Source organism: Pseudoduganella sp. GCM10020061 (assembly GCF_042683405.1).
Lineage (GTDB): Bacteria > Pseudomonadota > Gammaproteobacteria > Burkholderiales > Burkholderiaceae_D > Telluria.
In genome coordinates this window covers 309,396-336,310 of record NZ_JBHUJS010000002.1, presented here as the reverse complement: position 1 = coordinate 336,310, position 26,915 = coordinate 309,396, and the positions used below count along the sequence as shown (strand labels likewise).

29 protein-coding genes are annotated in these 26,915 nt (G+C 64.9%); 14 read left to right on the top strand and 15 right to left on the bottom strand.

Annotated features, from left to right (window positions below; genetic code table 11):
- Positions 1-69: 69 nt before the first annotated feature.
- The 3 genes from ACFSQR_RS05345 to ACFSQR_RS05335 are packed head-to-tail and all read left to right on the top strand — an operon-like array spanning position 70 to position 2,498.
- Entirely contained in the window at positions 70-783 is a 714-nt protein-coding gene (locus ACFSQR_RS05345) for a phosphatase PAP2 family protein (RefSeq protein WP_377728591.1), read from the top strand.
- Positions 705-1,649, top strand: coding sequence for a diacylglycerol/lipid kinase family protein (locus ACFSQR_RS05340; protein WP_377728590.1), 945 nt, complete (start codon positions 705-707; stop codon positions 1,647-1,649). Before ACFSQR_RS05345 ends, ACFSQR_RS05340 begins: the two co-directional genes overlap by 79 nt.
- Positions 1,650-1,658: 9 nt before the next feature.
- Positions 1,659-2,498 (top strand): metallophosphoesterase family protein, encoded by an 840-nt coding sequence (locus ACFSQR_RS05335; RefSeq protein WP_377728589.1) that lies wholly within the window; start codon positions 1,659-1,661, stop codon positions 2,496-2,498.
- Between the two features lie 73 nt (positions 2,499-2,571).
- Here the strand turns inward: ACFSQR_RS05335 and cls are convergent, their stop codons facing one another.
- The 4 genes from cls to ACFSQR_RS05315 form a co-directional block, all read right to left on the bottom strand.
- On the bottom strand, positions 2,572-3,951 hold the full coding sequence (gene cls / locus ACFSQR_RS05330) for a cardiolipin synthase (protein WP_377728588.1): 1,380 nt from the start codon (positions 3,949-3,951) through the stop codon (positions 2,572-2,574).
- Positions 3,948-6,014, bottom strand: coding sequence for a site-specific recombinase (locus tag ACFSQR_RS05325; RefSeq protein WP_377728587.1), 2,067 nt, complete (start codon positions 6,012-6,014; stop codon positions 3,948-3,950). Before ACFSQR_RS05325 ends, cls begins: the two co-directional genes overlap by 4 nt.
- A gap of 84 nt (positions 6,015-6,098) precedes the next feature.
- On the bottom strand, positions 6,099-6,776 hold the full coding sequence (locus ACFSQR_RS05320) for a hypothetical protein (protein WP_377728586.1): 678 nt from the start codon (positions 6,774-6,776) through the stop codon (positions 6,099-6,101).
- A gap of 23 nt (positions 6,777-6,799) precedes the next feature.
- Entirely contained in the window at positions 6,800-7,363 is a 564-nt protein-coding gene (locus tag ACFSQR_RS05315) for a DUF3617 domain-containing protein (protein WP_377728585.1), read from the bottom strand.
- A gap of 82 nt (positions 7,364-7,445) precedes the next feature.
- Between ACFSQR_RS05315 and ACFSQR_RS05310 the strand changes: the two genes are divergently transcribed.
- Positions 7,446-10,265, top strand: a complete 2,820-nt coding sequence (locus ACFSQR_RS05310) for a M16 family metallopeptidase (protein ID WP_377728584.1) — start codon at positions 7,446-7,448, stop codon at positions 10,263-10,265.
- Positions 10,266-10,341: 76 nt separating this feature from the next.
- Here the strand turns inward: ACFSQR_RS05310 and ACFSQR_RS05305 are convergent, their stop codons facing one another.
- The 5 genes from ACFSQR_RS05305 to ACFSQR_RS05285 all read right to left on the bottom strand — a co-directional run bounded on the left by ACFSQR_RS05305 (position 10,342) and on the right by ACFSQR_RS05285 (position 15,894).
- Positions 10,342-13,200 (bottom strand): TonB-dependent receptor, encoded by a 2,859-nt coding sequence (locus ACFSQR_RS05305; RefSeq protein WP_377728583.1) that lies wholly within the window; start codon positions 13,198-13,200, stop codon positions 10,342-10,344.
- A gap of 554 nt (positions 13,201-13,754) precedes the next feature.
- Positions 13,755-14,417 carry an OmpA family protein gene (locus ACFSQR_RS05300; protein WP_377728582.1) on the bottom strand — a complete coding sequence of 221 codons (663 nt, stop codon included), beginning with the start codon at positions 14,415-14,417 and terminating at the stop codon, positions 13,755-13,757.
- Positions 14,418-14,474: 57 nt separating this feature from the next.
- Entirely contained in the window at positions 14,475-14,621 is a 147-nt protein-coding gene (locus ACFSQR_RS05295) for a lmo0937 family membrane protein (protein ID WP_230029538.1), read from the bottom strand.
- 98 nt (positions 14,622-14,719) lie between these two features.
- Positions 14,720-14,947, bottom strand: a complete 228-nt coding sequence (locus ACFSQR_RS05290; protein WP_377728581.1) for a hypothetical protein — start codon at positions 14,945-14,947, stop codon at positions 14,720-14,722.
- A gap of 224 nt (positions 14,948-15,171) precedes the next feature.
- Positions 15,172-15,894 (bottom strand): glycine zipper 2TM domain-containing protein, encoded by a 723-nt coding sequence (locus tag ACFSQR_RS05285; RefSeq protein ID WP_377728580.1) that lies wholly within the window; start codon positions 15,892-15,894, stop codon positions 15,172-15,174.
- 243 nt (positions 15,895-16,137) lie between these two features.
- Here ACFSQR_RS05285 and ACFSQR_RS05280 point away from each other — a divergent pair, with 243 nt between their 5' ends.
- Positions 16,138-16,863, top strand: coding sequence for a Crp/Fnr family transcriptional regulator (locus tag ACFSQR_RS05280; RefSeq protein WP_377728579.1), 726 nt, complete (start codon positions 16,138-16,140; stop codon positions 16,861-16,863).
- A gap of 112 nt (positions 16,864-16,975) precedes the next feature.
- Here ACFSQR_RS05280 and ACFSQR_RS05275 read toward each other — a convergent pair whose 3' ends face one another.
- From ACFSQR_RS05275 to ACFSQR_RS05265, 3 genes are all read right to left on the bottom strand, one after another.
- Positions 16,976-17,197, bottom strand: coding sequence for a glycine zipper 2TM domain-containing protein (locus tag ACFSQR_RS05275; RefSeq protein WP_377728578.1), 222 nt, complete (start codon positions 17,195-17,197; stop codon positions 16,976-16,978).
- Between the two features lie 22 nt (positions 17,198-17,219).
- Entirely contained in the window at positions 17,220-17,531 is a 312-nt protein-coding gene (locus ACFSQR_RS05270) for a BON domain-containing protein (RefSeq protein ID WP_377728577.1), read from the bottom strand.
- A gap of 99 nt (positions 17,532-17,630) precedes the next feature.
- Positions 17,631-19,661, bottom strand: coding sequence for an AsmA family protein (locus tag ACFSQR_RS05265; RefSeq protein ID WP_377728576.1), 2,031 nt, complete (start codon positions 19,659-19,661; stop codon positions 17,631-17,633).
- Between the two features lie 211 nt (positions 19,662-19,872).
- Between ACFSQR_RS05265 and ACFSQR_RS05260 the strand changes: the two genes are divergently transcribed.
- Genes ACFSQR_RS05260 through ACFSQR_RS05235 form a run of 6 tightly spaced genes read left to right on the top strand, consistent with a single transcriptional unit; the run spans position 19,873 to position 22,933 of the window.
- Positions 19,873-20,253: a DUF4398 domain-containing protein gene (locus ACFSQR_RS05260; protein WP_377728575.1), complete on the top strand. Its 381-nt coding sequence runs from the start codon at positions 19,873-19,875 to the stop codon at positions 20,251-20,253.
- A gap of 33 nt (positions 20,254-20,286) precedes the next feature.
- Positions 20,287-21,198: an OmpA family protein gene (locus ACFSQR_RS05255; protein WP_377728574.1), complete on the top strand. Its 912-nt coding sequence runs from the start codon at positions 20,287-20,289 to the stop codon at positions 21,196-21,198.
- A 26-nt stretch (positions 21,199-21,224) separates the two neighbouring features.
- Entirely contained in the window at positions 21,225-21,770 is a 546-nt protein-coding gene (locus tag ACFSQR_RS05250) for a bacterioferritin (RefSeq protein ID WP_377728573.1), read from the top strand.
- 48 nt (positions 21,771-21,818) lie between these two features.
- Positions 21,819-22,151: a YqjD family protein gene (locus ACFSQR_RS05245; protein WP_377728572.1), complete on the top strand. Its 333-nt coding sequence runs from the start codon at positions 21,819-21,821 to the stop codon at positions 22,149-22,151.
- A 19-nt stretch (positions 22,152-22,170) separates the two neighbouring features.
- Positions 22,171-22,557 carry a phage holin family protein gene (locus tag ACFSQR_RS05240; protein ID WP_377728571.1) on the top strand — a complete coding sequence of 129 codons (387 nt, stop codon included), beginning with the start codon at positions 22,171-22,173 and terminating at the stop codon, positions 22,555-22,557.
- A gap of 19 nt (positions 22,558-22,576) precedes the next feature.
- Complete coding sequence (locus tag ACFSQR_RS05235) at positions 22,577-22,933, top strand: hypothetical protein (protein ID WP_377728570.1); 357 nt, start codon at positions 22,577-22,579, stop codon at positions 22,931-22,933.
- Between the two features lie 283 nt (positions 22,934-23,216).
- Here ACFSQR_RS05235 and ACFSQR_RS05230 read toward each other — a convergent pair whose 3' ends face one another.
- The 3 genes from ACFSQR_RS05230 to ACFSQR_RS05220 are packed head-to-tail and all read right to left on the bottom strand — an operon-like array spanning position 23,217 to position 24,474.
- Positions 23,217-23,783 (bottom strand): hypothetical protein, encoded by a 567-nt coding sequence (locus ACFSQR_RS05230; protein WP_377728569.1) that lies wholly within the window; start codon positions 23,781-23,783, stop codon positions 23,217-23,219.
- A gap of 56 nt (positions 23,784-23,839) precedes the next feature.
- A complete protein-coding gene (locus ACFSQR_RS05225; RefSeq protein WP_377728568.1) occupies positions 23,840-23,992 on the bottom strand; it encodes a DUF3309 family protein in 153 nt (50 codons plus the stop codon).
- Between the two features lie 35 nt (positions 23,993-24,027).
- Positions 24,028-24,474, bottom strand: coding sequence for a glycine zipper 2TM domain-containing protein (locus tag ACFSQR_RS05220; RefSeq protein WP_377728567.1), 447 nt, complete (start codon positions 24,472-24,474; stop codon positions 24,028-24,030).
- Positions 24,475-24,658: 184 nt separating this feature from the next.
- Here ACFSQR_RS05220 and ACFSQR_RS05215 point away from each other — a divergent pair, with 184 nt between their 5' ends.
- The 3 genes from ACFSQR_RS05215 to ACFSQR_RS05205 are packed head-to-tail and all read left to right on the top strand — an operon-like array spanning position 24,659 to position 26,880.
- Positions 24,659-25,273, top strand: a complete 615-nt coding sequence (locus ACFSQR_RS05215; protein ID WP_377728566.1) for a hypothetical protein — start codon at positions 24,659-24,661, stop codon at positions 25,271-25,273.
- A 57-nt stretch (positions 25,274-25,330) separates the two neighbouring features.
- Positions 25,331-25,633: a BON domain-containing protein gene (locus tag ACFSQR_RS05210; protein WP_377728565.1), complete on the top strand. Its 303-nt coding sequence runs from the start codon at positions 25,331-25,333 to the stop codon at positions 25,631-25,633.
- 44 nt (positions 25,634-25,677) lie between these two features.
- A complete protein-coding gene (locus tag ACFSQR_RS05205; RefSeq protein ID WP_377728564.1) occupies positions 25,678-26,880 on the top strand; it encodes an AI-2E family transporter in 1,203 nt (400 codons plus the stop codon).
- The last annotated feature ends 35 nt before the right edge of the window (positions 26,881-26,915 follow it).

The following is a 26,915-nucleotide window of genomic DNA, read 5'->3' as shown; positions in this document are numbered from 1 at the left end:
GTTACTGTATAAATTTCCAGTGAAATCTCGCGAATGTGGCGTTTTTGCCAATCCAGTTAAGATATCGCCATGCTCGAACGCGTCTACAAATGGTTGGCGGCACGCCTCACGCCCGGCGAGGAAACGGGCCTGCACCTGACCGCAGGCGTGCTGTTGATGCTGTTCATGGGCTGGATTTTTGCCGAGATTGCCGAGGAGGTGGTCGAGGGCGAAGAGCTGGTCGCGTTCGACACGGAGCTGACGGCCTGGGTGTTCCAGAACCACCATCCCTGGCTGACGAAGTTCATGTTCTTTATTACGCACTGGCATACGCCGCTCGGTGTGCTGGCGATGGCCGCGGTCCTGGGAGTCTGGTTGTGGCGCCGGCGCGAACGTTACTGGCTGGCAGCGCTTGTGCTGACCGTGCCGGTAGGAATGGCGCTGAACCTGCTCCTGAAGTACCTGTTCCAGCGCGAGCGCCCGCAGTTCGACGAGCCGCTGCTGACCCTCGCCACGTACAGCTTTCCCAGCGGGCATGCCTCTGCCGCGGCGCTGTTTTACGGTTTCCTGGTCGCCTACCTGGTGCGCTCGACAGCCCGCAAGCGCTGGTGGGCGCTGGGCGCGGCACTGGCCGGGCTGATGGTGCTGCTGGTCGCTGCCAGCCGCGTCTACCTGGGAGCGCACTACCTGTCGGACGTGCTGGCTGCGATTGCGGAAGGATGGATGTGGCTAACGATCTGTATCACGGCGATATCGACATTGCGGCGGCGCCGGCAGCGGCTGGCCAGTCGATCGCCGTCATAGTCAACGGCGGCGCTGGCACGGGGCACGACCGCGAGCTGGCCGGGCGCGTTTGCGCGCTGTTTGCCGGCCACGGGCTGGTCGCGGAGGTCGCCGTCGCGCACGATGGCAGCGGCATCACGGCTGCAACCCAGGCGGCCGTTGCGCAGGGCGCACGCACGGTGGTCGCAGGCGGCGGCGACGGGACGATCAACGCGGTCGCTTCCGTGATCGTCGGCAGCGGCATCGCGCTGGGAATACTGCCGCTTGGCACGCTCAACCACTTCGCCAAGGACCTCGGCATCCCGCTGGCGCTCGAAGACGCGGTCGCCCTCATCGCCCGTGGCCGAACCCGGCTGGTCGATGTGGGGGAAGTGAATTGCCGCATTTTCCTCAACAACTCCAGCCTCGGCCTGTACCCGGCCATCGTGCGCAAGCGCGAGAAACAGCAGCGCCTGGGACGGGGCAAGTGGCCGGCTGCGCTGTGGGCCACGGTGTCGGCGCTGCGCCGCTACCCGTTCCTCAAGGTCCAGCTGCGCATCGACGGCCGCGAGGTGCCGCGCCGCACGCCGTTCGTATTTGTCGGCAATAACCAGTACACGATGCAGGGTCTGTCGGTCGGCGCGCGCACCTCGCTCGACCAGGGGCAGCTGTGCCTGTACGTTGCCCAGAACCCCGGCCGGCTGGCTCTGCTGGGCTTCGCCCTGCGCGCGCTGGTCGGACGGCTTGCCCAAGCGCGCGACTTCGATGTGGCACTTGTGCAAAAGTTAGAGATAGAGACCCATCACACACATCTGCGCGTCGCCACGGATGGCGAGGTCAGCATGCTGCGCACGCCGCTGTCCTACCGCGTGCTGCCGCGCGCGCTGACCGTCATCGCGCCCGATTGAGGAGAGAACATGCGCACCGTGGTTCACCTGTCCGACCTGCATTTCGGCCGTGTCGACGACACCCTGCTCGAGCCGCTGTCGCGCCTGGTCAACGAACTCGCCCCCAACGTGGTGGTGGTGTCGGGCGACCTCACCCAGCGCGCCAAGGACGAGCAGTTCATGCAGGCGCGCGCCTGGCTGGACACGCTGCCGGGGCCGCAGATCATCGTCCCCGGCAACCACGACATCTCGCTGTACAACGTGTACCGCCGCTTTTTCGAGCCGCTCACGCGCTACAAGCGCTATATCACCGACGACCTGACTCCGATGTACGCCGATGAGGAAATCGCCGTGTGCGGCATCAACACGGCGCGCTCGCTCACCTTCAAGGACGGGCGCATCAACAAGGAACAGGTGGCGCAGGTGCGCCAGCACTTCGCCGGGCTCGGGCCCGATGTCGTGCGGGTGGTCGTCACGCACCACCCGTTCGATCTGCCGCAGGGGCATGAGGAAGAAAGCGACCTGGTCGATCGTGCCGCGATGGCGATGGAAGCATTCGCCGAGATCGGCGTCGACGTGCTGCTGGCCGGCCATCTGCATGCGCGCCACGCCAGCAATACGATGGATCGCTACCAGCTGGGCGACTACGCTGCGCTGGTGGTCCAGGCCGGCACCGCGACCTCGACCCGCGGCCGGGGCGAGGTCAATTCGTTCAACCTGTTGCGGCTGGAACGCCGGCGCGTGGAAGTCGATACGTGGGGCTGGGATGTGCTGAGCGGCCAGTTCTCGGTGCTGCACACGGAGACCTTCATGCGCTCGGCGAACGTGTGGGCTTTGCACAGCGAAGGCTTGATGGCCGCCGGCTTGTAGTTTGCGGGGACCGTTCCCAGGTCTCCCGCACGCGCTACCACTGAGCCAGCCAAAGATCGGGGGACGGTCCCCCTTACAGCCAGTAGCCGAGCAGCTGGGCGGCCCACTCCTTGAACCGCTCGGTGACCGGCCGCTTGCGCCAGTTGGCCAGCGTGACTTCGTTCGAGTTGCGCAGGTCTTCCGTGAACGCCGCTTCCATCTCCCTGCCGAATGCCGGGTCAATCACGATCACGTTCAACTCGTAGTTGTGCAGGAAGCTGCGGCGGTCGATGTTCGCCGATCCCACCGTCGACCAGGCGCCATCGATCACGGCCGTCTTGGCATGCAGAACCGCCACCTGCAGCTCGAAGATGCGCACGCCGCTGCCGAGCAGCCGGTCGTAGGTCGCCCGCCCGGCGTCGGCCACGATGCCATGGTCGGTCCGGCTCGGAAGGATCAGCTGCACGTCCACGCCGCGCTTGGCGGCGGCCCCGAGCGCCTCGATGATCTGCTTGTCGGGCACAAAATAGGCCGAGGTGATGTGGATCGACTTCTTCGCTTCCTGGATGGCGACCATGAACGCCTTGTAGATCTCGAAGCCGGTGTTCGGCCGCGTGGCCAGCACGCGCAGCATCTTGTCGCCCACCGGCTTGAGCTTCGGGAAGTAGTTTGCCTCGGGCAGGTCGCCGGCCACCTGGTTCACCCAGTTGTCGATGAAGCTCCACTGCAGCGCCGCCACGGCCGGTCCCTCGATGCGGATGTGGGTGTCGCGCCAGCCAACCTCGGCCGACGCCGGCGGGCGGCGGCGCGAGCGGAACAGCGAGCTGTTGGCGTAGTCCTCGCTTATGTTGATCCCGCCCGTGAACGCCACCTTGCCATCGACCACCAGCAACTTGCGGTGGTCGCGATTGTTGATCGCCCACTTGCCGCGCGCCTTGGCCGGGTTGATCGGGTTGAAGGCGAGCAGGGTGATGCCCGCCGCGCGCATGCGCTCGAAGAACTCGGGCGGCACGCCAATGGTGCCGACGCTGTCGTACATCACGTTCACCCGCACGCCGGCGCGCTGGCGCTCGATCAGCAGGTTGGCAAAGCGCATGCCCACCTCGTCCTGGTCGAAGATATAGGTCTCCAGGTTGATGGTCTCCTTCGCGCCGCGCACCGCGTCCATCATCGCGTTCATCGTTTGTGGGCCGTCGAACAGCAGGGACACGTTGTTGCCGGCGATGAGCGGGACCCCGGTCGCCGCTTCCTCCAGCGTCGCCAGCGCCTTCAGGTCGCGGCTCGCGTGCGTCCAGCGCTCCTCGAGCATCTCGCGCGCAACGCTCGGCTTCAATTCGCCGTTCAGGCCGGTCACCGTCGGCACCGAGGCGGCAGGCGCCCGCTTGTCCGGCACGTGGGGCAGGGTGGTGCATCCGCCGATCATGCTGGCGAGCAGCAGCAGCGAAGCGAACAGCGCAGTCAGGCGCGATTTCATGGTTCAACTCCTTTGTCGGCCCGTGGCCCCAGGAAAAACTCGATCGGGCCAGCCACGAAGCGGCGGCCCAGCGCATACAGCAACAGGATAGAGCGGCGAAATGCGATGCGCCGCGCGCGCAGCGCCACCCACAGCGCCAGGCTGAAGCTGACGATCAGGTTGACTGCGCCAATCGAGAGGAAGCCGGCAACCGAGCGCGCCGCAAGTTCCGGGCTGACCTGGTGCTCGAGCGCCACCAGCGCCGTCGAGAAGTTCGCCGACGAGAACGTGACGTGGCGGATATCGAGAGGCAGGCCGAGCAGGTATCCGAACAGGGCGGTGATCCCCAGCAGCATGCCGAACACGAAGTTGCCCATCAAGCCGCCCAGGTTGTCCTCGATGTAGGACGCAAACCGGGCGAGCCGCTCGGGTCCGAGCAGATCGCGCAAGGCGCGCAATTGTCCGATGCGCAACGCCATCCGCGTGTACAGCGCCTTGTTGTCGTAGTAGCCGGACACCAGGCCGGCCACGAACAGCCATACCCCGGCGATTGCGGCGTACCACAGCGCGGGGCTGCCGACCGGATCGATCTCGTGCAAGAGCGTCATGGCCTTGGCCGGGCTGACCAGGTGGCTGCCGCTGAGGTCGTGGAAGACCAGCGCGATCGCATAGGCCACCGGCAACGCCGTCAGCAGGTTGCCCAGTACGGCCACGAACTGGGTGCGGAACACCTTGTTAACCAGGACCGCCATGCTGTCCACGTCCGGCGATTTGCCGTCGGTGGTCTGCAGTTCGGCCGACAGGCGCGATGCGGTCATGGCAGGCTGCTTGGTGGCCACGGTAAAGTGCAGTACGTGGATCAGCATGAAGCCCAGCGCGTAATTCAGCCCGTAGAGCACCGCCTCGACCAAGGGCGCTGTGTGCAGGTAGGACAGCAGGATCTTGATCATCGCCATGAAGCCGACAATGATGCCGGCGCCGGCGGACGAGCGCAGCATCTCGCGCAGCTCGCTGCGGGTTTCCGCGATGTAGTGTTCGCCCGTGCGGCTGGCGTTCTCGGTGACGTTGCGCGCCAGCAGGTGGAGGTTGTCCGCGAACACGTCGCGCACCGCATATTTATGGTTGTGCGCCTTGATCATTTCCAGCGCCAGCGCCATGGCGACGGCCTGGCGGCGGCTCACGCGCCGACCCTCTGCGCAAGGGGCGGGCGCATCGGTGGCCACCGCCTGCAGGTCCACGGTTTCCGGCATCGGCAGCTCGCCCGACAGGTCCACCATGTACAGCAGCTTGCGCAGGCGGTCGATGCTTTGCGACAGCGCCACCAGCAAGTAGGTCAGCGGGATGCTGGTGCCGGCTGTCAGCGCGCGCTTGCGCACGCGCGCCACGATGTCGTCGCACTGGTCCAGCATCACCAGCAGGTGGCGCGCGTCTTCCATCTGCGCGGTCTCGCCGGCCAGCACCTTACCGTAGGCATCGAGGTAGTCGTTGACCTCGATGTTCTGCATGATGAACGGGGAATCGTAGTCCTCGATGGCGGCGAATGCATGCACCAGGCGCGGTTCCAGCCCCAGCGCGCAGACGCGGCAGGACAAGGTGCGCACGGCCTGCAGCATCCCGCGCAGCGTGACCAGGCGCGCCTTGCTATCGTCGGCGCCGGGCGCCTGCGCGATCGCCTGGAACAGGTCGAACCAGTCGCTGGCCGACACGCCCCGGATCCATACATGGTCGGTCTGCCGGAACAGCACCTTCTCCAGCGCGTCGCTCAGGTACACGTCGGACAGGGCAGGGGGCAGGATGCGGTAGGCGATCCGGCGGCTGAGCTCCGTGAAGAAGCCGTCGTTCGACAGCATGCCGACGTCCGTGTACAGGCTGGCGTGTCGGCGCGATTCGAGGATGCTGGTGCCGTAGCTGCGCAGGCGTGCCGCGTGCTCGGGATTGCCATTCAGGAGCTGGGTGAGCGTGCGGACATTGGCGCGCGCCTGCTCGACATCCGTGGCGCGGCGCGGGCGCAGCGTATCCACCAGCTCGACCAGCAGGTCGATATCGGTGCTCTCAGGATCGATCCGGTCGAGGGTGGACAGCATAAGCCAGACACGAAAGCTTGGTTAAAAGCCAAGTGTATGTCGCGCCCGCCGGAAACTTTGTTCGCTACCGTACCATGCGGGCCATCACTCCTCGCGGGGGCAGGTGCGCATCTTGGGTTGCGTAGAGGAATCTTTGAAGAGGTCGCGTCCATCGCCGCCCAGGTTGCTTTCGTAGGTCATGCAGTAGGCGCCGAAGGCGGTCTGCACTTTCTCGATGCGGCGTCCCCAGCCGCCCTGGTCCTGCACCTTGGTGATGCGGGCCGGTTCGTAGAACTTGGGCGGCGCGACCGAGTGCTCGATGCCGGCGGCAAGCTTCTGCTGCCCGGTGAGCGGTTTGTGGCGCAACAGCTTGCGTTCGGGGAATGCGGTGCGCAGCTCCTTGTCGGCCTTGCCGGCCGCCGCGCGCGCCAGTTCGAACGCCGACAGCGGCGCCGGTTCCGCAGGCGGGAATACCGCTTCGCTGGCCACTTGGCCTGGCCGCTCATCCGCCATGGGCGCGGCGGCCGGAACTTCGGCAACAGCAGTCGGCTGCGCCGGAGCGTGGACGCGATGCTGCCGGACGGGCGGCGGGGCCGGCAGTGCGGCCTGTACCCGTTTCGGCGCGACCTGGATGACATCGATCCAGCTGGCGTTGGGCTCGGCCAGCCGCTCCGGCTGGCGCAGCATGAACAAGGCCGCCAGCAGGACGTGGAGGGCGGCCGTGACAGCCAGCGCGGCATGGCGGCCGCCGCCGAACGCCAGGCGGTCAGGCGGCGCGGCCATGCGGGCGCAGGATCAGGGGCATCTTATTTGGATTTCGGGATCGACAGCGGCCGAATGCTGCCGCAGTCGGCGCCAAGCCAGCGTCCCGACGACTCCATTGCCATCTTTTCGGTCTTGCCTGCCACGGTCGACGTGGTATTCATTTTCATCGTAAAAGCGCTATCGCCGCTGAACGCGAATTCCGCATCGCCCGACGAGGGCGGATTGGTGCAGGTGAACGAGGCTTTCATGCGCCCGTTGACCAGCGGACCGCGCTTCTCGGAGCAGTTCCCACGATTATTAACGGGCAGGACGTTTCGCTCTACCATCTCCTTCGACATACATACTTTGGTGTTCAGCGCGCCGCCGGAACCGGCGCCGATCTTTACTCCCTGCTTGGCCATCATGTCTTCCATCGCCTTGCGTTGGTCCGGCGGCATGGCTGCCATGGCTGCCTGCATATCGGTCATCGCCTTCTGCATTTCGCCATCGGGCGATTTCATCGTGGTGTTGACATCCCACAAACCGGGCTTCATGGTTTGCGCAGAACATGTCGCAGCCGTGGCGGCCATCAAAATAATTCCAAAACATGCGTGGCGAACGTTCATAATTGGCTCCGCTTAAAGATATCGGACAAGGATAAACCAGATTCTTTAAGTCCAAATTAAAAATGAATAGGGATACGACAACGTGAAACTCCTGATTGCGCTGATGATTAGCGCCGGCGTGCTGACGCCGGCTTTCGCCGCAGGCCCGGCTGCCCTGGCGCCGGCCAGTGCCAAGGCGGTCTCCGCGACCGCACCGTCCAAGGTGACCTCGGTCGAGGGCATTACCGAGTACAAGCTGGCGAACGGCATGCGCGTGCTGCTGTTCCCGGATGCGTCCAAGCCGACCATCACCACCAACATCGTCTACATGGTCGGCTCGCGCCACGAGAACTACGGCGAGACCGGCATGGCCCACCTGCTCGAGCACCTGCTGTTCAAGCCGACCAACAATTTCGGCGTCAAGAAGGGCACCAAGAGCCCGGTCGAGATCCTGAACGGCCTCGGCGCGGACTTCAACGGCACCACCTGGTACGACCGCACCAACTACTACGCGACCTTCCCTGCCAACGAGGACAACCTGCGCACCATGCTGGCGCTGGAAGCGGACCGCATGGTCAACGCGCCGATCTCGCAGGACGACCTGTGGAACACCAAGACCAACAAGGGCGAGATGACGGTGGTGCGCAACGAGTTCGAGATGGGCGAGAGCGACCCGATCGGCGTAACCCAGGAGCGCCTGCAGGCCGTCGCCTACGACTGGCACAACTACGGCAAGTCGACCATCGGCGCGCGTTCGGACATCGAGCAGGTCAACATCCCGCGCCTGCGCGCCTTCTACAAGAACTACTACCAGCCGGACAATGCGATCCTGATGGTGGCGGGCCGCTTCGATGAAGCCAAGGTGCTGGCGCAGATCAACGCCGTATTCGGCAAGATCCCCAAGCCATCGCGCACGATCCAGCAGACCTACACGCTCGAACCGGTACAGGATGGCGAGCGTTCCGTGACCGTGCGCCGCTCCGGCGGCACGCAATATGTCGGCGCGGGCTACCACGTGGCGCCGAGCGGGCACCCTGACGATGCGGCGCTGGACGTCCTGAGCCGCGTCCTGATCGACGCGCCGTCCGGCCGCCTGCACAAGGCGCTGGTCGAAACCAAGCTGGCGACGCGCCTGGACCACAGCTCGGTCAGCAACCTGGAGCCGGGCTACCGCATCTTCGGCGCGGTGGTGTCGAAAGACCAGCCGCTGCAGCCGGCGCAGGACGCGCTGCTGAAAGTGCTGGAGGACCTGAAATCGAACCCGGTCACCGATGAAGAAGTCGCGCGCGCCAAGCAGACCATCATGAAAAACATCGACCTGGCGATGAACAACACCGCCAGCCTGACCATCGCGCTGACCGAATCGATGGCGGCGGGCGACTGGCGCCTGTTCTTCATCGGCCGCGATCAGGTCGAGAAGGTCGACGCGAAAGCCGTGCAGGCCGCCGCCGAGAAGTACCTCAAGCCGGCCAACCGCACCCTTGGCCTGTTCGTGCCGACCGAAGCGCCTGACCGCGCCGAGGTGCCGGGCGTGCCGAACATCGCTGCCGTGGTCAAGGACTACAAGGGCCGCGCGGTAGTCGCGCAGGGCGAAGTGTTCGACCCGAGCCCGGCCAACATCGAATCGCGCACCCAGCGCTTCAAGCTGGCCAACGGCCTGAAAGGCGCGCTGCTGCCGAAGAAGACCAAGGGCGGCCTGGTGAGCGTGACCATCCGCCTGCGCATGGGCGCCGAGGAATCGCTGCGCAACCAGGCATCGGCCGGCCAGTTCGCGGCCGGGCTGCTGAGCTACGGCACGCAGGAGAAGTCGCGCCAGCAGCTCAAGGACCTGTTCGACAAGCTCAAGGCGCAGCACCGCATCGGCGGCGGCGCGGAATCGATCACCTCGTCGGTGACGACCACCCGCGAGAACCTGCCGGCGGTGATGGAGCTGGTGGCCGAGATCCTCAAGAAGCCTGCCTACGCTCCTGCCGAATTCGCCGAGTTCCAGCGCGAACAGGCAGGTTCGGTGGAACGTGCGATTCCGGAACCGCAGCCGCAGGCCATGAACGCGTTCAACCGCATGCTCGACACCACGCCGCAAGGCCACGTCAAGCACGTGATGACGCTGCCGGAGCAGCTGGCCGCGGTCAAGGCGGTGACGCCGGAAGCGGTCAAGGCCTTCCACGCCAACTTCTACGGCGCCAACAACGCCACCTTCGCGGCGGTCGGCGACTTCGACCCGGCAGCGCTCAAGGCGCAGGTCGAGAAGCTGTACGGCGACTGGAACGCGAAACAGAAGTACGTGCGCGTTCCGTCCGCGGTCAAGCCGGTGGCCAGCCAGAAGCTGGCGCTGGAAACCCCGGACAAGGCCAACAGCGTGCTGGTGGCCGTGCATCCGGTGCCGATGAAGGACGACGCCAAGCCGTACCCTGCGCTGGTGATGGCCGACTACATGCTGGGCGGCGGCGCACTGCGTTCGCGCCTGGCCGACCGCATCCGCCAGAAGGAAGGCCTGTCGTACGGCGTGGGTTCGCAGCTGGCCGTGCCTGCGCGCGATCCTGCCGGCCTGTGGCTGGCCTATGCGATCAGCGCACCGCAGAACACCGCCAAGGTGGAAGCGGCGCTGCGCGAAGAGCTGGAGCGCGCGGTCAAGGAAGGCTTCACCGAGGCCGAACTGGCCGAAGCGAAGAAGGGCTGGCTGCAGGGGCAGGAAGTGTCGCGTACCTCCGATAGCGCGCTGGCTGGCGCACTGTCCGAGTACCTGTCGCTGGAACGCACCATGAAGTTCGACGCCGAGATGGACGAGCAGGTGCGCAAGCTGACGCTGGCGCAGGTCAATGCGGCCATGCGCGAGTTCATCAAGCCAGGCAGCATTTCCGTCGTGGCCGCGGGCGACTTCGCCAAGGTGGCGAAGGACGGCGCAGCAGGCGGCGGCAAGTAAGCAAAGGAAGGGGACAGTCCCCAAAAAAAACGCCCGGCATCGATTGATGCCGGGCGTTTTTTCGTTGGTACGCGAATTACTTGAAGCTGTAGTTCGCGGTCAGGCGCCAGTAACGGCCATAACCGTTATGGAGCTGCGAGTTGTACCCGCTCAGGATCGCGCCGGAGCTGGTCGATGCGTATGGTGCGCGCGCGTCGAACAGGTTCTGGATGTTGGCCGACAGGGTCAGGTTCTGGAAGCCGGTGTAGGTGTAGCCTACGCCAACCGTGGTCCAGCTCTTGATGTCGCAGGTGCTGATCCAGTCGCTGAAGCGGGCCTGGCCGCCAGGAGCGCCCTTGCCGTAGTAGCAGTATGGCTGCGGATAGGTCTCATGGCTGTCCCACTTGCGCAGCAGCGAGACGCCGGAAACGAAACGCACGTTACCGTTGACCGAGTGGTTGCCCTTGGTCCAGGTCACCGAACCGTTGGCGCGGTAGCGCGGGATCTCGCCGACCGAGGTGGCCCAGTCGGACAGGCCGCCAATCGTGCCGACCAGGTTGCGCTCTGCGTCGCCCGGGCGCTCGGCGCGCTTGAAGGTCAGGGTCTGGGAACCGGACACCTTGGTCACCAGGCGGCCGTGGTCGCCCAGGCTGGTGCGCAGGGTCGCTTCGATGTCGATACCGGAGGTCTGGGTCGCGCCCTGGTTGACGTAGTTGCGGTTCACTGCGGAGATCGGGCCCGAGTTAGGCACGACGTTGCCGTTCGCGTCGGTGATCCAGGTGGCTGGATTGGTGTCGCGGACGACGCGGCCCGGGAAGTCTTCTTCGTGCTCGACCACGAAACCGGCCGACAGCAGCGCGGTTTCAGCTTCCTTGCGGATGTTGTAGTAGTCGACCAGGATGTCGAGGTTCTTTGCCGGTTGCAGGATCATGCCCAGCGAGTAGCTCTTCGAGGTTTCCGGCAGCAGGTCTGGCGTTGCGGCCGACAGGCTGGAGATGCCGCGTGCGCAGTCGGCCTTTTCGGCGTTCGGCGCAGGGTTGACGCCGTCCGGGCAGCGCAGGGTGTCCCACACGGTCGAGAAGGACTGCACGCCGCCTGGCGAGACCTGGGTCAGCGCCGGTGCGCGGAAGCCTTCGGCGTAGGCCGAACGCAGGGTCAGCACTTCGTTGACGGTCCACTTGGCGCCGACCTTCGGCACGAACTTCTGCATGGTCGGGTACTTGTCGTAGCGGCCGGCGAAGTCCATTTCGAAGTTCTTCGCGAACGGGGTGCGCACTTCGACGAAGGCCGACTTGACGGTACGTTCGCCGTTGGCCGAGGAGTTCGACAGGCCGACGATGTCGCCGCGCTGGGTCAGCTCGGACGGGGTCAGGCCGATGCGCTCGTTGCGGATTTCGCCGCCGAAGGCCAGGCCGATGTCGCCGCCGGCCAGGGTACCGATGGTGGTCGATGCCTTGGCGTCGATCTGCGCGACTTGCGAGAAGCCGCGGTTGTGCACGTCCTGGGTGGCGGTCGGATCGTTCAGGGTGTCGGCCAGCGTGCGGTTTTCGGTCATCACGCGGGTCAGCGTCGGCTTGTACAGCATGCCGAAGTAGGTCTCGTTACGCTCGTTGCGGTTGTACAGCGCTGCGGTTTCCCAGTCAAACTTGCCGGTGGTGCCCTGCAGGCCGGTCACGAAACGCACGGTCTCGTTGGTGTTGTCGCTGCCGCCGCGGCCCTTGAAGCGCAGGCCCACTGCCGAACGCGAGTTCGAGAACGGATTGTCCGGGTGGCCGACCGGCAGGATCATCTGGAAGCTCGACGGAGCGCCTTCCAGCGAGAACACGGTGGTCGCCGCGGTCGACTGCATCGCGCGCGGTGCGCCCAGGTAGTCGCGGTCCGAACGGTTGAAGCCCAGTTCGGTGAACGAGGTGATGTTGTCGGACAGCTTGAAGGTGACTTTCGACAGCAGGTTGATGTCGTCGCCGGCCGACTGCGCTTCGGTGTAGTTGTCCAGGTTGAAGTTACAGAAGGTGCGTCCCACCAGGGTCGAGGTGGACGACAGCACGTGCGCGTTGACGTCGCCGACCAGCTGCTCGGATGCCGGGCAGTTGACCTGGTTGATCACGTCGGCGCGCAGCGCGTACGAGTTGGCGAAGTTGCGCGCGCCGGCGGTGCGCTCGCGGTAGAAGAACGGCGAGTGGCTGGTCAGGGACGACGAGTACGGATTCAGGCGCGCGTTGATGATCGAGTACATCTGCTTCTCGATATCGTTCACGTCGGCGATCTTGGTGCTGTCGCGCTTGGCCAGGTCGAAGCTGAAGAAGGCGTTGTAGCCGTCTTCCTGCAGGTCGCCGAAGCCGGCCGAACCGGTGAGGTTCTTGCGGCCGAATTCGCCGTCGTCGTTGGCGCTGGCCGATGCCGACACGTCGAAACCCTGGTACGAGGTCTTGGTGATGAAGTTGATGACGCCGGCGATCGCGTCGGAGCCGTACACGGCCGATGCGCCATCCTTGAAGATCTCGACGCGCTCGATGGCGGAGACCGGGATGTTGTTCAGGTCATACACAGCCGACTTGCCCTGGTTCGGGTCGGCGTAGGCGGACGCGGTGATGCGGCGGCCGTTCAGCAGGATCAGGGTGGAGGAAGAGCCCAGGCCGCGCAGCGATGCGGTGGCCGCGCCCTTGGAGAAGCTGCCGTCGGTCAGGTCGAGCGAGGCGCCCGAGCCGAACGCCGGAATGGTCTGGATCAGTTCGGAAACGGTGTTGGCGCCCGTTGCCTCGATGTCCTTGCGGTTGATGACCGCGATCGGGGACGAGCCTTCCTTGTCCGCGCGCTTGATGTTGGAACCGGTGACGAACACCTTCTGCATTGGCGCGGCTGCCGCATCGACCTGCTGTGCCAGGACGACCGTGGACGACGCCAGGGTCAGCGCAACCGCAACAACGCTGCGCTTCAGTACGATTTGCTTACTCAACTTATGAAACTCCGATAAAGCCTAAAAAAACCGCAAATGAGGCCGCCGCCAGCCGGGGGGCTGGCGGTCAATCTTCTCGCAAGAGCGGGGAGGTTTCGGGCGGCTGAAAAATTGCCCGACATTCACATAACACCACCTTACTGACCCGGGAGTCAAATTTGCTTGTGAAGATGTGTGACAATACACAACAGGTATAAACAGCAATTATGGCGGCATACATACAATCAATATGTCATGCAGTCTATACAACTTCTGTTGCATAGATGGAATGCCGTTCAGAGAGAGGGCGATGCGGCGCGACTTTCGGATGCTTGAGGGGCGCTAGCGCTGCCATGCGGGATGGGTGAGAAAGTGTGAGTTTTCAATGCCCAGCCGGCCGGGCGCCTTTTGGCAAAGCCAGTCATTAGCGCGGTACGGGAAGCTGCCCGGACTCGGATATGGAGTGCTGGAGGCTGGACGGACATCGGATGGAAAAATCCCCGCACGCGGCGGGGATTGCGGTTGCCGGCCGTGCCGGCGTCGTGCCGGTCCCCGCGTGCGCGGGGACGGCGCCACTAGTTGCGGGCCATCGGCTCGGCCACGTAGATCTCCACGCGGCGGTTGCGCGCGCGGCTGGCCGGATCGTCGTTCGAGGCGATCGGTTCGCGTGCGCCGCGGCCGTCGATCATGATGCGGTTCGGCGAGACGCCACGCTGCGCGAGGTAATCGCGTGCGCTGGCTGCGCGGTCGCGCGACAGTGGCTCGTTGATCGCGGGGCCACCGGTCGAGTCGGTGTGGCCGATGATGGTCACCGTGGTAGCAGGGTTCTGCTGCAGGCTCGTCGCGAAGCGGTCGAGGATCGGACGGAAGTTCGGTTTGATATCGGCCCGGTTCGTATCGAACGAGATATCGCTCGGGATGTCGAGCTTGAGGCGGTTGTCGGCGGTCTGGCTGACTTGCACGCCGGTGCCGGCCGTGGCCTGTTCCATCTGGCGCTTCTGTTCTTCCATGCGGCGCGACCAGATATTGCCCGCGATGGCGCCTGCTGCTGCGCCAATGACGGCGCCCTTGGCTGCGCGATCTCCGCCACCGCCGCCGGTCACGCCACCGAGGATGGCGCCCAGTCCGGCACCGATACCGGCGCCTTGCGCGGTACCACGCTGGGTTGGGGTCATGTCGGCGCAGCCGGCGGATGCGATGGATACTGCGAGGATTGATGCGATCAGTTTGTTGTTCATGCTACCTCCAATGTAACAACCGGGGCAAAGCGCCCCGGTGCGGTTATGGCGAAAGGGTTATATCCCCCGCCCGCTGATCAGGCGAACCAGGATCATGATCACTGCCACGACGAGCAGGATATGGATAAAGCCACCGACCGTGTACGACGTCACAAGGCCGAGCAGCCACAGGATGATGAGAACTACGGCGATTGTATAGAGCATGATAGTGTCCTCTGGCGGGTTTGTAGGAACGACTTGGTGTCGTCGTTGTGATTCCAGTATCCGCCAGCGTCTTTGCGCCAACCGTTCGATGACGAACATTACGCCGCAGATTGTTTGTCCTCGCGCAACCATGGCACCCAGCCCATCAGTCCGCACAGCCCCAGCAGTCCGATCAGGCAGCTCAGCAGCCCGCCGGTCAGCAGGAACACCACATCGTGCGCCGGGAGGGGCGCTTCGCCTGGCGCCGCGTGCGGCACCGTCGCGATACCGAAACCCATGACCAGGATGCCCCACACGATGATCCCGATCCAGATGAAATGGTTCATATCCAATTCCTTTCTTCGTCACCGCCTGTACTCAGCGTGGATATATTGTTGAGCAGCTCAGCAGTAGCGCTCTGTTCGGTACCGCACGTAATGATGTAATTCGGAAATATTGCGGAGAGGCAGCGAAGGCGGGATGCGTCGGGAATAAAAAAACCGGGGCCGTTGGGCTCCGGTTTTTTCGTGGCGCGGATGTTCGGAAGAACCGCGCCAGGGGCGCGGGGCGGTCAGTCGACGGCGCGGATGCCGCCGTTGACGATGCGCACGCGCTGGCCGTTGCGCCATGGCGGTGCGGTGTCGCGCGTGAACGTGCGCTCCGAGCCGTCGTCCAGGCGCACGCGCACTTCGTAGCGCGTGGTTGCCTTCATGTTGCCTTCCACCTGGTTGCCGATGACGGCGCCGCCCACGGCGCCGGCAACGGTGGCGATGTCGCGGCCTGTACCGCCGCCGACCTGGTTGCCCAGCAGGCCGCCCAGCACGGCGCCGCCCGCTGCGCCAACGCCGGTGCCGCGCGCACGAGTGGTCACCTTGCGGACCGACTCGATATTGCCGCAGTTGGAGCACCAGTTGCTACGCGGCTCGGCGGCTGCTACGCGGCGGCGTTCGGCAACCTTCGGCTCAGGTGCTGCACGCTGGTCGGCGGGAACATACGCGCGCTGCATGGGCGGCGCTGCGACAGGCGCCTGGGCCATCTGCAGCGGAGCGGACTGGTCGACCAGCGCGGACGGCGGCAGGTCGGAGACAGGCGGCGCCACGGTGGCGGGCGCCGCAGCGGTCGCGAACGCGGGATCGGCGCCGCGCGCGAGGTCGGGGTTGCCGCCGGTGGAGGTGGGGATCCACCCCATGATCGCGGCAATGCCGACCGTGCAGAACAGGATCACGGCAATCGCCGCCGCGATCAGCAGCGGATGCGGCGTGCCGCGGGTGTGATGTCGAATATTGTTTTCCATGGCTGGGTTCCTTATTGATGGCAGGCGCAAGCGCGCCCACGCTTGTTGCCAATTGTCACGCCTATGGCTTCATTCCTTCCGTGCGTCACCGTACATACCATTGATATAGGAGCCGTTACGCTGGCCCCACTTTGTATGCAATTGTTTCGGCCAGTGTCCGCGCGCATTTTGCGTTTCCACCTCACACCATCCGACAGGTCTCATGCCATGCTTGAACGAACACAACTACCGCACGAGGGTCCGATGAATATCGGGCCGGGCGCAGTTGTGCGCACGGGTAATCAGTTGCTCGAGTCGCTCCCCGCCAGCGAAATGGAGCAGTTGCGCCCGCTGATCGAGCGCGTCCATGTGGACGTCGGCGCCGTGCTTTACGAAGCGGGCTGCCCGATCCGCTACATCTATTTTCCCGACGATGCCGTGATCTCGATGCTGGCCGTGGCCGGCGGGCGCATGACGCTGGAGGTCGGCCTGGTGGGGCGCGAGGGCATGCTGGGCGCCACGCTGCCGCTCGGCCATGACGTCGGCCAGGTGCGCGCCATCGTGCAGCGCGAAGGCAAGGTCAGCCGCATCGAAGCCGGGGCGTTCCGGACCGAGTTCATGCGCAACCCGCGGCTGCAGCGCGTGGTGTACCGCTACACCGACATGCTGCTGGCGCAGGCGATCCAGATCGCCGTGTGCAGCCGGTTCCACGTGCTGGAAGCGCGGCTGGCGCGTTCGCTGCTGGTCACGCGCGACCGGCTCGATTCCGACAAGTTCCACCTCACGCACGAGTTCCTGGCGCACGCGCTAGGCGTACGGCGCGTGGGCGTGACCAAGGCGGCCAGTGCGCTGCAGGCGCAGGGGCTGATCAACTACAGCCGCGGAAATATCGAGATCCTCGATCCGGCCGGACTGGCAGCGGTGTCGTGCCAGTGCTACGAGATCGTCAAGGAGGCGGAAGACAATCCGCCGCCGGCGCTGTTTGCCTGAGGATGCACGGCCGCGTAATCGCGGCTTCTGCCTGCCTGCGGGTATTCTCCACTGACAGTCCCCAAAAAAAATGGCGCCCCCGAGGGGGCGCCTTTCGCTACATGGCATGCGATTACTTGGTTGGCTTGCTGACCTGGTTGCCGATCACGCCGCCCACTGCTGCACCACCCACGGTGCCCGCTGCGCTGCCGCCCGTCAGGGCGCCACCGATGACGGCGCCAGCGCCGGCACCGATTGCGGTGTTCTTGTCCTGCTGGGACATGCCCGAGCATGCTGCCAGGCTCAGGGAGAAAGTAAGGACTGCGGCTGCGCTTGCGATTTGTTTGATTTTCATGATTTGACCTCTTGAGTTGGGTTTATTTCAGGCGGATGTCGTTTTTAACCGACTTCACGCCATTCACGGAACGCGCCACGGTGGAAGCAGTGGCAATGTTCGCGGCCGAGCTTACGAAGCCGCTCAGTTGCACCACGCCTTCATAGGTTTCCACCTGAATCTCGGAAACCTTCAGCGTAGGTTCATTGACGATCGCGGCCTTCACGCCTGCCGTGATCGCAGCGTCATCGACATACTGGCCCACCGTCCGGCGCCCGCTGTCGGTCGTGCTGCAGGCGGTCAGGGTGGTTAACATCAATGCGGCCAGGAATGCCGAAAATCGCAGTTTCTTCATCAGAGCTCCTCGTATGCTTGTTGTTGGTGCAAGATTACGGTGCGCTACGCATGAGGTCTGTACGTCAGCGCACACTCATGCAACAGCCCGGTGACGGCATCAACGCGGCCGTGCGGCGGGGCGCCCCGGGGGCGGCGCCTTGGGTTTTTCGCGCACCTGGGCCAGCAGGGCGCCGCACGGGCTGTCCTTTTCCGGCCCGGCGGTGATCAGCGGGAGCAGGGCGGCCAGCGGCGCAGCCACGGTTCCCAGCACCAGCGCGCCGCCCGCCTTCAGCGCGAGCACGCGTTTGTCGATGCTCACGTCCGGCTGGCGGAAGGTCCCGCGCACGTAGATCGGCGCACGCAGCGAAATGATGCGCAGGCCCTTGGTGCGCGGCAGCACGGTCAGGTCGATCTGTTCGCTGTTCAGGTTCACGGCGCCGCCCACGTTCACCACCGCCTCTTCCGTGTCCACCACGAACAGCTGGGTCTGGGCGATGCCATTGCTCACGTTGAAGTCGCTGGCCAGGCAGTTGATCTGCACGGTCCTGTCGCCAAACAGCTTGGTGACCACGATGCTGCCGATGTTCAATCCCATCTGTTCCAGCAGCAGCTTGCTGACAGTGCCCTGGTTCACCAGCGCCTTCAGTTCGCCGTTCGCGTGCGCCATCAGCGAGGCCACCGAGTCCCCGGTGGCGGTCAGCTTGGCGTCCCCGTTCACCTCGCCGATGGATGCCTTCATCTTTTCGACGGCGGGGAACAGCTGGGCCAGCTTGAGGTGGCGCGCGGCGATCTTGGCTTCCGCCTTGATCGCGTTCTTGCCCGCGCGGCCGCTGCCGTCCAGCCGGATGGTCGAGGTGAGGTCGCCGCCGGCCATCTTGAAGTTCAGCGGCACCAGCGACAGCACGCCGTTCTTCAGGTACAGGTGCGTGCTCAGCTGGCTGATCGGCAATTCCTTGTCGCGGATGATGCGGCGTGCGGCAAAGCGCACGTCCGCGTCCACGCTGGTCCAGCGCTCGGTCCTGAAGCGTTCGACCGGCAGCAGCTTGCCCGCCGGCTGCACTGCATCCACGCCGCGCTGGCGCTTGCTGGCGTTGGAGTCGGCGCCGATCAGGGGGCCGAGGTCCTTGAAGTCGAGCCGCTCGGAAACCACGTTGGCGGTCAGCAGGCCACGCGGCTCGCGGGTCTGGTACTCGATCTTGCCGCGGATGTCGCTGGTGCCCACCTTGCCCTTGAAGTCCTGGTAGGTCCAGTGCTGGCTTCCTTTCGACAGCTTGCCGATCAGGCGCCCCTCGGTCGAGAACGCGGGCGTTTCCGGGAACAGCACGCCGGTCAGTTCGTACAGGCGCGCCATGCTCGCACCCGATGCCCGCATGCGCATATCGACTGCGGCCAGCTGGGTCGGTTTGGTCAGGGTGCCTTCCGCGCTGACGCGAATCCGGTTCATTTCCACATTGGCCTGGATGGGGAAGGGGATGGTCTGCTGTTTCAGCGACAGCACCGCGCCGGCTCTGCCGCTGCCGGAGACGGGCGCATTACGGAAAGTTCCCTTGAGTTTCCAGCCGATGCCGTACCTGGCGTCGTTGTCCAGCGAGCGCACGTCGGCGCGGATGTCTGCGCGCGTGACGGCATCCCTGAATACCAGCGTACCGTCGCTGAACACGACACGCTGCACATCCAGCGTCCACCTGGACGGTTCCTGCTTCTTCTTGAATGCCCAGTTGGCGCGGCCGTCCTTGACGCGCTCCAGCTCGACATGGGGCGTGTCGAAGCGCAGCAGCGGGATCTCGATTTCCCTGCCCAGCAGCGCGAACGGATTGAGCGAAAAGTCGAACTGGCGCACATTGGCCATATCGCGCTGCTCCATATTGGCGGGATTGCCGACATGCACGTCGTTGGCGCGCAGGTGCGGCCAGGGGATGAAGTCGCGCCAGGTGCGCTCGCCGGGGCGCATGCGCCCGGACGGCTGTTCCCACTTGACGGACAGGTCGCCGTTGATGGCGAACGGGCGTTCGATCGCTTCCGTGACCCGCGCGTTGAGCCAGGGACGCGCGCGGTTCCAGTCGAAGGTCAGCAGGAAGATGATCGCGATGAGCGGGATGGCGATGAGGATGCCGGCGACCCAGAGCACGATCTTGAGCGGGCGGGACAACGGCTTTCTCGTAGCAGGTGGTGAGTCCATGAGGTGCCTTTTGTTCGATGTGTCCTGCGGACAGCTTACACCGCGCGGAATTGCATTTATGTACGGTGACGCACGGTGACTCGACAGCCCGGGTTTATGTGCGTCAGCGTACCGAAGGAGTTGATCGTTTCGCATATAACTTCGACATGGCAATGCCTCCCACAAACTCATGGAGAAGAAGATGAAATTCGATGCATCGCTCAATATGACCAAGGTGCTTGCAGCCGCCGCCGTGCTGGCGCTCGCAGGTTGCGCCTCGAAGGAAAAAGCCCCGGCCACCGCGGACGTAGCGGTATCCAAGAACGCAGTCGAAACCGCGGCCAGCTCGGGCGCGTCGGAACTGGCGCCCGCCGAGATGATGGCCGCGCGCGACAAGATGCAACGCGCCAGCGCCGCGCTCGCCGCCAAGGATTACGACACGGCACGCGACCTCGCGCAGCAGGCCGCCGCCGACGCCAAGCTGGCGCAGAGCAAGGCCAACTCCGCCAAGGCCACCGCCGCCGCCAATGCGCTGCAGGAAGACATCCGCGTGCTGCGCGAAGAAGTCGAGCGCACCAAGTAACTCCCGAGCCACCCTACAAAAAGGAAAATCACCATGAACACGACCTTCTTCAAGTCGGCCGCGATCGCCCTTGCGTTCGCGCTCGCCGGCTGCAGCTCGACCCCGCTGACCACGCCAACGCTGGACGAGGCGCGCGCCGCCTACCGCGACATCAACAGTGATCCAAAGGTGGCATCGCTGGCGCCGCTGGAGTTCCGCCAGGCCAGCGAGGCGCTTGAGCGCGCGAATTCCGCCGCGGCCAAGCGCGAGAACCTGGAAGAAGTCGACAAGCTGGCCTACCTGGCCAAGCAGCGCATCGAGACCGCTCGCGAAGTTGCCCGCGCCAAGTCCGCCGAGGAGCAGGCCCAGGCGGCAGCGCGCGAGCGTGACCAGGTGCGCCTGGACGCACGCACCGCCGAGGCCGAGAAGGCCAAGGCCGACGCCGAGCGCGCCCGTGCCGAAGCTGCCGCAGCGCAGAGCCAGACCGAGGAAGCGCGCCGCCAGGCTGCTGCTGCCGAGCAGGCCGCCCGCGACGCCCAGGCCCGCATCGCACAGTTCGAAGCAGTATTGATCGAACTGCAGGCAAAGAAAACCGAACGTGGCATGGTGGTGACCATCGGCGACGTGCTGTTCGACGTCGACCAGGCGCGCCTGAAGCCGCAGGGCATGGACAATGTCCGCAAGCTGGCCGAAGTGCTGAAAACGAACCCGGAGCGCACCGTGATGGTCGAAGGTTTCACCGACAGCACCGGCAGCGATGCGTACAACCAGCAGTTGTCCGAGCGCCGCGCGACTGCAGTGCGTGACGCACTGGTGTCGCAGGGCGTGGAGCGCGCACGTATCCAGATGCGCGGCTATGGCGAGCGCTTCCCGGTCGCCAGCAACAACACCGCGGCGGACCGCCAGCTGAACCGCCGCGTCGAGATTGTCCTGTCGGACGAAAGCGGCAGGATTCCACCCCGCTAAGCAGCAGTTTTATTGAGGATCTACACATGGAACAGAACACCACACGCCTGGCACACGGATTCGACGTGCAGGCGATCCGTGAGGCAGCCGCCAACATGGATGAAGGCGCGGTCACGGAAGGCTATGCAGCCGACCGTGAAGCCGTGATCCAGATGCTCAACGATGCACTGGCAACCGAGTTGCTGTGCATCCTGCGCTACAAGCGCCACTACTACACGATCGCCGGCGCCAACACGCGCGCCATCAAGGATGAATTCCTGGAGCATGCCAACCAGGAGCAGCAGCATGCCGACCGCATCGCCGAGCGCATCGTGCAGCTGAACGGTTCGCCCAACTTCAACCCCGCCACGCTGAGCGCGCGCAGCCACGCCGAATACGACGAGTCGCTCGATCCGCAGGCGATGGTGCGGGCCAACCTGATCGCCGAACGCGTGGCCATCGAGTCGTACCGCCAGATGATCGCGGCGATCGGCGACCGCGACCCGACCACCAAGCAGATGCTGATCGAGATCATGGCCGTCGAGGAAGAGCATGCCGACGACATGCGCGACCTGCTGGCCCAGGTCCACTGAACACAGTAGTTTTTGACCCACCGACTTAAACATAAGAAAGGGAACATCATGCAAGCACAGGAAGCAATCACCCGCACCAAGATGAACGGCGCCGCCAGCAACATCAAGGCGGACATGCAAACGCTGGTCAAGGATGCGCAAACCATGCTGGAAGCGGCCGCTGCGCTGTCCGGCGAAAAGGCCGACCAGATGCGCGGCAAGGGCATGCACCTGCTCGACGTGGCGCTCGGCAAGGCGCACGACCTGTCCGACGAGGCCGTCGTGCGCGGCAAGCACCTGGCCGCCGCGAGCGACCACTACGTCAAGGAGAATCCATGGAAGACCATCGCTGCGGCGGCTGGCGTGGGCCTGCTGCTGGGCGTGATCCTGGGCCGTAAATAACCGACGGCCGGGGGAAGCCATGGACAAATCGACGGCAGCTGCGCACGGCCCCGGCCTGATCGCAGGGGTGACCAGCCTGATCAAGAACGCCTACGGGCTGGTGGTGTCGCGCATGGAGCTGGCGGCGCTGGAGCTGTCCGAAGTGCGCAACCACCTGATCGAACTGGTCGCCCTGTTCGCGGTAGCAGCCATCTGCGGCGTGTTTGCGCTGGCATTCGGCTCGGCCATCATCGTTGCGCTGGCCTGGGAAGCAATGGGCTGGACCATCCTGCTGGTGATGTTCCTCGTGTTTGCCGGGCTGGCCGTCGTGCTCGGCATAAAGGGCAAAGCCATGCTCAAGGAAGGCAAGCTGTCCTTCCCCGAGACCATGAACGAAATCAAGAAAGACCGCCAGGCGCTGCTGTAACAATCACGACGGAGGAAAGATGGAAAAGGACAATCGCAGCCTGGAAGAGCGCCGCGCGCAGATCCTGCGCGAAGGCGAACAGCACCGCCAGGCCATCACGCTGGCAAGGCTGCACATCAAGCACGGCATGAAACCGGACGTGATCATGCACAACGCGATCGACAGCGCGACCTATGCGGTGCGCTCGCGGGTGGACACGATCCTGACCCCGGCCGGCCTGTCGGTGACGGCGCTGATGCCGTATGCGGTCCGCGTGTTCGGCATCCTGCGCCGGCGCCGCAAACTGAAACCGGCGCTGGGCGTGCTGGCCCTGGTGGGCGGCGCGGCGTGGTACCTCAACTACCGGCGCGAGAAAAAACTGATGGGACTGACCTGAGGGCACAGCCTGAATCAGTTCATTACCCGATATGGTGGGGCTTGAGCGGCGTTGCAATCTAGCGATTGCACGCCGTCTTTTTTTCTGGCGATCGATCTGATGAGTTCGCGAGGTCTCGTGGAGACTGTCTCCTGGCTGGCCGGACGGCAGGAATACCCCAAGGGATTGGGATACCCTCCCGGGGTATCCTGAAAAATAGGCCTCAGGCGCAGATACCCCTCCCCAGTATGCCGGGGAGGGCGTCCTGAGGGGCGATACTCCCCCCGGGTATGCTGCGGCCAGGCTAGCGCACGCCGGCCGTGGATTTGATTCCGGCCAGATCCTTTTCGTAGGTCGCGCGCGCGTCCTTCATGCATTGGGAGCGTTCGGCCGTCAGCTTGATGCGGCATGCCATCTTGGCTTCCTCGTAGGCAGCGGCGATCTCCTTGCGCTGCGTGCGCAGGCGCTGCTCCTCGGTCGCGTCTTCCTTGTACCAGCGCGCCGGTTCGCCGCGCGCCAGTTCTGCCGCCTGGTTCGCTGCCGCTGCCGGCGGAGTCGTCTCAGGAGGTACGGGCTGCCTGGCCTGAGCTTGCACGGGCGCCGCGGGCACGGCAGGAGTTGCAGCTACGGCCGGCGTGGCCGATGTGGCCGGGGTGGCCGGCGTGGCCGGGGTGGCGGGCGTCGCCGCGCTTGCCTGGGCGGGCGGCGTCACCGGTACGGGCGAGACGGGCGGCGCCGGATCGGGCCTGGCCGGTGGCACGGGGGCGACAGGCGGCGCGGTCGCGACCTGCGCGTGCGCCAGCCCGAAGGCCAGCGCAAGCACGACGGTGCGCGCCAGCAGGCCGCAGCGCGGTGTTGCATGGATTCGCATGGCATGCCTCCACGAATAAAAACGGGCGCAGCGCGCCCGTGTCCATCCTTGTTGCTTCAGATTCGTCCTGTCAGTAACAGGAACAGCAGTATCAGCACGAGCAGCCCGGTAATACTCACCGGGCCGTAGCCCCAGCTGCGGCTGTGGGGCCAGGTCGGCAGGACGCCCACCAGCGCAATGATCAGGATGATCAACAGAATGGTTCCCATGTCAAAGCTCCTTGGGTGCGGCCTGCCGGGCCGGCTTAGTAGCGGTAGACGCGGCCGTCCACCACGCGCACGCGGTTACCCACGCGCAGGTCGGCGACGCTGTCCTGGACCACGGTGCGGTAGTCGCCGTTATCCATGCGCACGCTGATCTGGTACATGTCGCGCTCGTTGCGGTTCTTCTGGATTTCGTTGCCCGCGACTGCGCCCGCAATCGCGCCGGCGGCAGTGGCGGCGGTACGTCCGCTGCCGCTGCCCACCTGGCTGCCGACCAGGCCGCCGACCACGCCGCCCACCACTGCACCGGCGCCGAGGCCCGAGCTTGCACCACGGGTCACCGTGATGGAATCAATGGTGCCGTACGTGGTCGAATACGAGGTGTCGTACGAGCTATAGGTTGGCGACGAGTAGGACGTCGGGTAGGAAGAGCAGCCTGCTAGGACCGCGGTACCGGCAACAAGCACTGCAGCAAGTGTCGATTTCATGTTTGGTCTCCTGGCATAAGTTGTGACCTTCAGGATAGGGCACGCGCTCATCCTGGGTCTGTGCGTTGATTCACGTTTACACCAACTCAACTGCCCCGCACGAAATGTACGGCACCGAACAGATAACACGGCGTATACAACGTACCTTTATCTCATCCGTCATAACAACAGCACCGGAGAACAGATGAAACGAACGATCGGAACCGCACTGCTGGCCCTGGCGCCGGCACTCGCATTAGCCCAGGCAACTGCAACCCTGCAGGTACCGGCAGCGCAACATCCTGCTACTGCCCAGTATCCGGATGGCGCACCAATGACTGTGGCAGCGGGATCGAAGGAACAGTACGCGCAAGCCAAGGCGCACGCGGCGGCCGCCTACAAGGCGGCGCGCGCCCAGTGCAATTCGCTGGCCGGCACCCCCAAGGACATCTGCGTCGCGCAGGCCAAGGCGCAGCGCGTGCGCGCCGAGGAGGACGCGACTGCGCAGTTCAAGAACACGCTGGACGCCTACACCCGCGCGCGCATGCGCATCGCCGCCGCCAACTACAACCTGGACCGCGCACGCTGCGGCGCGGTGGCGGGCAACGATCGCGACGTGTGCCTCGGCCAGGCCAAGGCGAGCCGCGTCGCGGCCGAGGTCGACGCGCGTGCCGACAAGAAATCGATCGAGGCGCGCGCCGATGCGCGCGACGAAAAACGAACTGCGCAGTACAAGGTCGCACTCGAGAAGTGCGACGCGTTTGCCGGTACGGTCAAGGACAATTGTGTCTCGGCCGCGAAGTCAGCTTACGGCGAATAAGCCGTGCATTCAGCTCGATCAGAGCTTTTTTTAGACCAACCAAGAAGGAGAGTCCCCATGAAAATCGCTCAACGCCTGTCGGCACTGATGGTCGTTGCATCGCTGGCCCTGTCCGGCTGCGCAATGCAGAACAAGAGCGCCGGTGAAGTCGTCGACGACGCCGTCCTCACTGCCAAAGTCAAGGCATCGCTGTACAACGACCCGAATGTCAAGGGCTCGGAAATCCAGGTCGAGACCTACAAGGGCGAGGTGCAGCTGTCCGGCTTCGTCGCCGATCCGAGCGACGCTCAGAAGGCCGTGCAGATCGCGCGCGGCGTGCAGGGCGTCTCCTCCGTTAAAAACGATATCCGCGTCAAATAACGCGGCCTGAGGGGCCGGCCAGCCGGCCGGCCTGAGAGGAAAACATGCAGGTGGCCGAGCCCCGGGAAAACAAACCGCTGATCGCCGATACCCCGATCAGTCCTCCTCCGGCCGGACCGGCCATCGAAGCGGCCGATGCCGCCGGCGGGCTACGCCTGCCGGTGCATGTGGACGCGCGCGGCGTCGCGCTTGGCGTCATTGCGACAGTCGCCTTCCTGTTCGCCCTGCATTGGGCGCGCAACTTCCTGGTGCCGTTCCTGCTTGGCATCTTCCTCGCCTACACACTGAATCCGCTGGTGCTCTGGCTCGAGCGCATCCACATCAAGCGCGCCATTGGCGCCACCATCGTCACCGCCGTCATGCTTGCCCTGATGGCCGGCATGATCTACCGCTTGCAAGGCCAGCTGTTCGCGATCATCGACGAACTTCCCGTCATTACCCAGAAGGTCAGCAAGCTGCTCGCGCGCGAAAACGGCAAGCATGGCACGATCGCGCAGGTGCAGGCCGCGGCCGAGGAGCTGGAAAAAGCCACGGTCGGCGCAACCCAGGCCGGGACGCGGCAGCCTGCGCGGCGGCCGGCAGCCGCGCCGTCGCAAGGCATCCGCGTGTTCGACTGGGTGCTGGCCGGGTCGATGCGCATGGTCAGCTTCGCCACCGAGGCCACCATGGTGGTGTTCCTCGTGTTCTTCCTGCTGCTGGCCGGCGACACGTTCAAGCGCAAGCTGGTCAAGCTGACCGGGCCGTCGCTGACACAGAAGAAGATCACCGTGCACATCCTGGACGACATCAATACGTCGATCCAGAACTACATGTTCATGCTGCTGGTCACCAATACGCTGCTGGGCCTGCTGATGTGGGCCGCGCTCCGCACCATCGGCCTGGAGAATGCAGGCGCGTGGGCGCTGCTGGCCGGGCTGATGCACATCATGCCGTACTTCGGGCCGCTGCTGATCACGACCGCGACCGGCCTTGTCGCCTTCCTGCAGTTCGAATCGCTGCGCGAAGTGCTGCTGGTGGCGGGCGCATCGCTGGCCATCGCCACCCTGGTCGGCACCTTCGTCACGACCTGGATGACCGGCAAGATCGCCAAGATGAATGCGGCGGCGGTGTTCGTCAGCCTGCTGTTCTGGGGCTGGCTATGGGGTGTCTGGGGCTTGCTGCTGGGCGTGCCGGTGGTGGTGATCCTGAAGGTCGTGGCCGAGCGCGTCGAGGGCATGGAAGTCATCGCGGAGCTGCTCGGCGAATAGACGGGGATGCCGCTGCGCCGCCTGGCGGCGCGCTC

Excerpts from the sequence above, each read along its gene's own strand:
- ACFSQR_RS05345 (WP_377728591.1), top strand. The coding sequence starts at position 70 with ATGCTCGAACGCGTCTACAAATGGTTGGCGGCACGCCTCACGCCCGGC.
- ACFSQR_RS05335 (WP_377728589.1), top strand. The coding sequence starts at position 1,659 with ATGCGCACCGTGGTTCACCTGTCCGACCTGCATTTCGGCCGTGTCGAC.
- cls (WP_377728588.1), bottom strand. The coding sequence starts at position 3,951 with ATGAAATCGCGCCTGACTGCGCTGTTCGCTTCGCTGCTGCTGCTCGCC.
- ACFSQR_RS05325 (WP_377728587.1), bottom strand. The coding sequence starts at position 6,014 with ATGCTGTCCACCCTCGACCGGATCGATCCTGAGAGCACCGATATCGAC.
- ACFSQR_RS05320 (WP_377728586.1), bottom strand. The coding sequence starts at position 6,776 with ATGGCCGCGCCGCCTGACCGCCTGGCGTTCGGCGGCGGCCGCCATGCC.
- ACFSQR_RS05315 (WP_377728585.1), bottom strand. The coding sequence starts at position 7,363 with ATGAACGTTCGCCACGCATGTTTTGGAATTATTTTGATGGCCGCCACG.
- ACFSQR_RS05300 (WP_377728582.1), bottom strand. The coding sequence starts at position 14,417 with ATGAACAACAAACTGATCGCATCAATCCTCGCAGTATCCATCGCATCC.
- ACFSQR_RS05295 (WP_230029538.1), bottom strand. The coding sequence starts at position 14,621 with ATGCTCTATACAATCGCCGTAGTTCTCATCATCCTGTGGCTGCTCGGC.
- ACFSQR_RS05290 (WP_377728581.1), bottom strand. The coding sequence starts at position 14,947 with ATGAACCATTTCATCTGGATCGGGATCATCGTGTGGGGCATCCTGGTC.
- ACFSQR_RS05285 (WP_377728580.1), bottom strand. The coding sequence starts at position 15,894 with ATGGAAAACAATATTCGACATCACACCCGCGGCACGCCGCATCCGCTG.
- ACFSQR_RS05280 (WP_377728579.1), top strand. The coding sequence starts at position 16,138 with ATGAATATCGGGCCGGGCGCAGTTGTGCGCACGGGTAATCAGTTGCTC.
- ACFSQR_RS05275 (WP_377728578.1), bottom strand. The coding sequence starts at position 17,197 with ATGAAAATCAAACAAATCGCAAGCGCAGCCGCAGTCCTTACTTTCTCC.
- ACFSQR_RS05270 (WP_377728577.1), bottom strand. The coding sequence starts at position 17,531 with ATGAAGAAACTGCGATTTTCGGCATTCCTGGCCGCATTGATGTTAACC.
- ACFSQR_RS05260 (WP_377728575.1), top strand. The coding sequence starts at position 19,873 with ATGAAATTCGATGCATCGCTCAATATGACCAAGGTGCTTGCAGCCGCC.
- ACFSQR_RS05255 (WP_377728574.1), top strand. The coding sequence starts at position 20,287 with ATGAACACGACCTTCTTCAAGTCGGCCGCGATCGCCCTTGCGTTCGCG.
- ACFSQR_RS05250 (WP_377728573.1), top strand. The coding sequence starts at position 21,225 with ATGGAACAGAACACCACACGCCTGGCACACGGATTCGACGTGCAGGCG.
- ACFSQR_RS05245 (WP_377728572.1), top strand. The coding sequence starts at position 21,819 with ATGCAAGCACAGGAAGCAATCACCCGCACCAAGATGAACGGCGCCGCC.
- ACFSQR_RS05240 (WP_377728571.1), top strand. The coding sequence starts at position 22,171 with ATGGACAAATCGACGGCAGCTGCGCACGGCCCCGGCCTGATCGCAGGG.
- ACFSQR_RS05235 (WP_377728570.1), top strand. The coding sequence starts at position 22,577 with ATGGAAAAGGACAATCGCAGCCTGGAAGAGCGCCGCGCGCAGATCCTG.
- ACFSQR_RS05230 (WP_377728569.1), bottom strand. The coding sequence starts at position 23,783 with ATGCGAATCCATGCAACACCGCGCTGCGGCCTGCTGGCGCGCACCGTC.
- ACFSQR_RS05225 (WP_377728568.1), bottom strand. The coding sequence starts at position 23,992 with ATGGGAACCATTCTGTTGATCATCCTGATCATTGCGCTGGTGGGCGTC.
- ACFSQR_RS05220 (WP_377728567.1), bottom strand. The coding sequence starts at position 24,474 with ATGAAATCGACACTTGCTGCAGTGCTTGTTGCCGGTACCGCGGTCCTA.
- ACFSQR_RS05215 (WP_377728566.1), top strand. The coding sequence starts at position 24,659 with ATGAAACGAACGATCGGAACCGCACTGCTGGCCCTGGCGCCGGCACTC.
- ACFSQR_RS05210 (WP_377728565.1), top strand. The coding sequence starts at position 25,331 with ATGAAAATCGCTCAACGCCTGTCGGCACTGATGGTCGTTGCATCGCTG.
- ACFSQR_RS05205 (WP_377728564.1), top strand. The coding sequence starts at position 25,678 with ATGCAGGTGGCCGAGCCCCGGGAAAACAAACCGCTGATCGCCGATACC.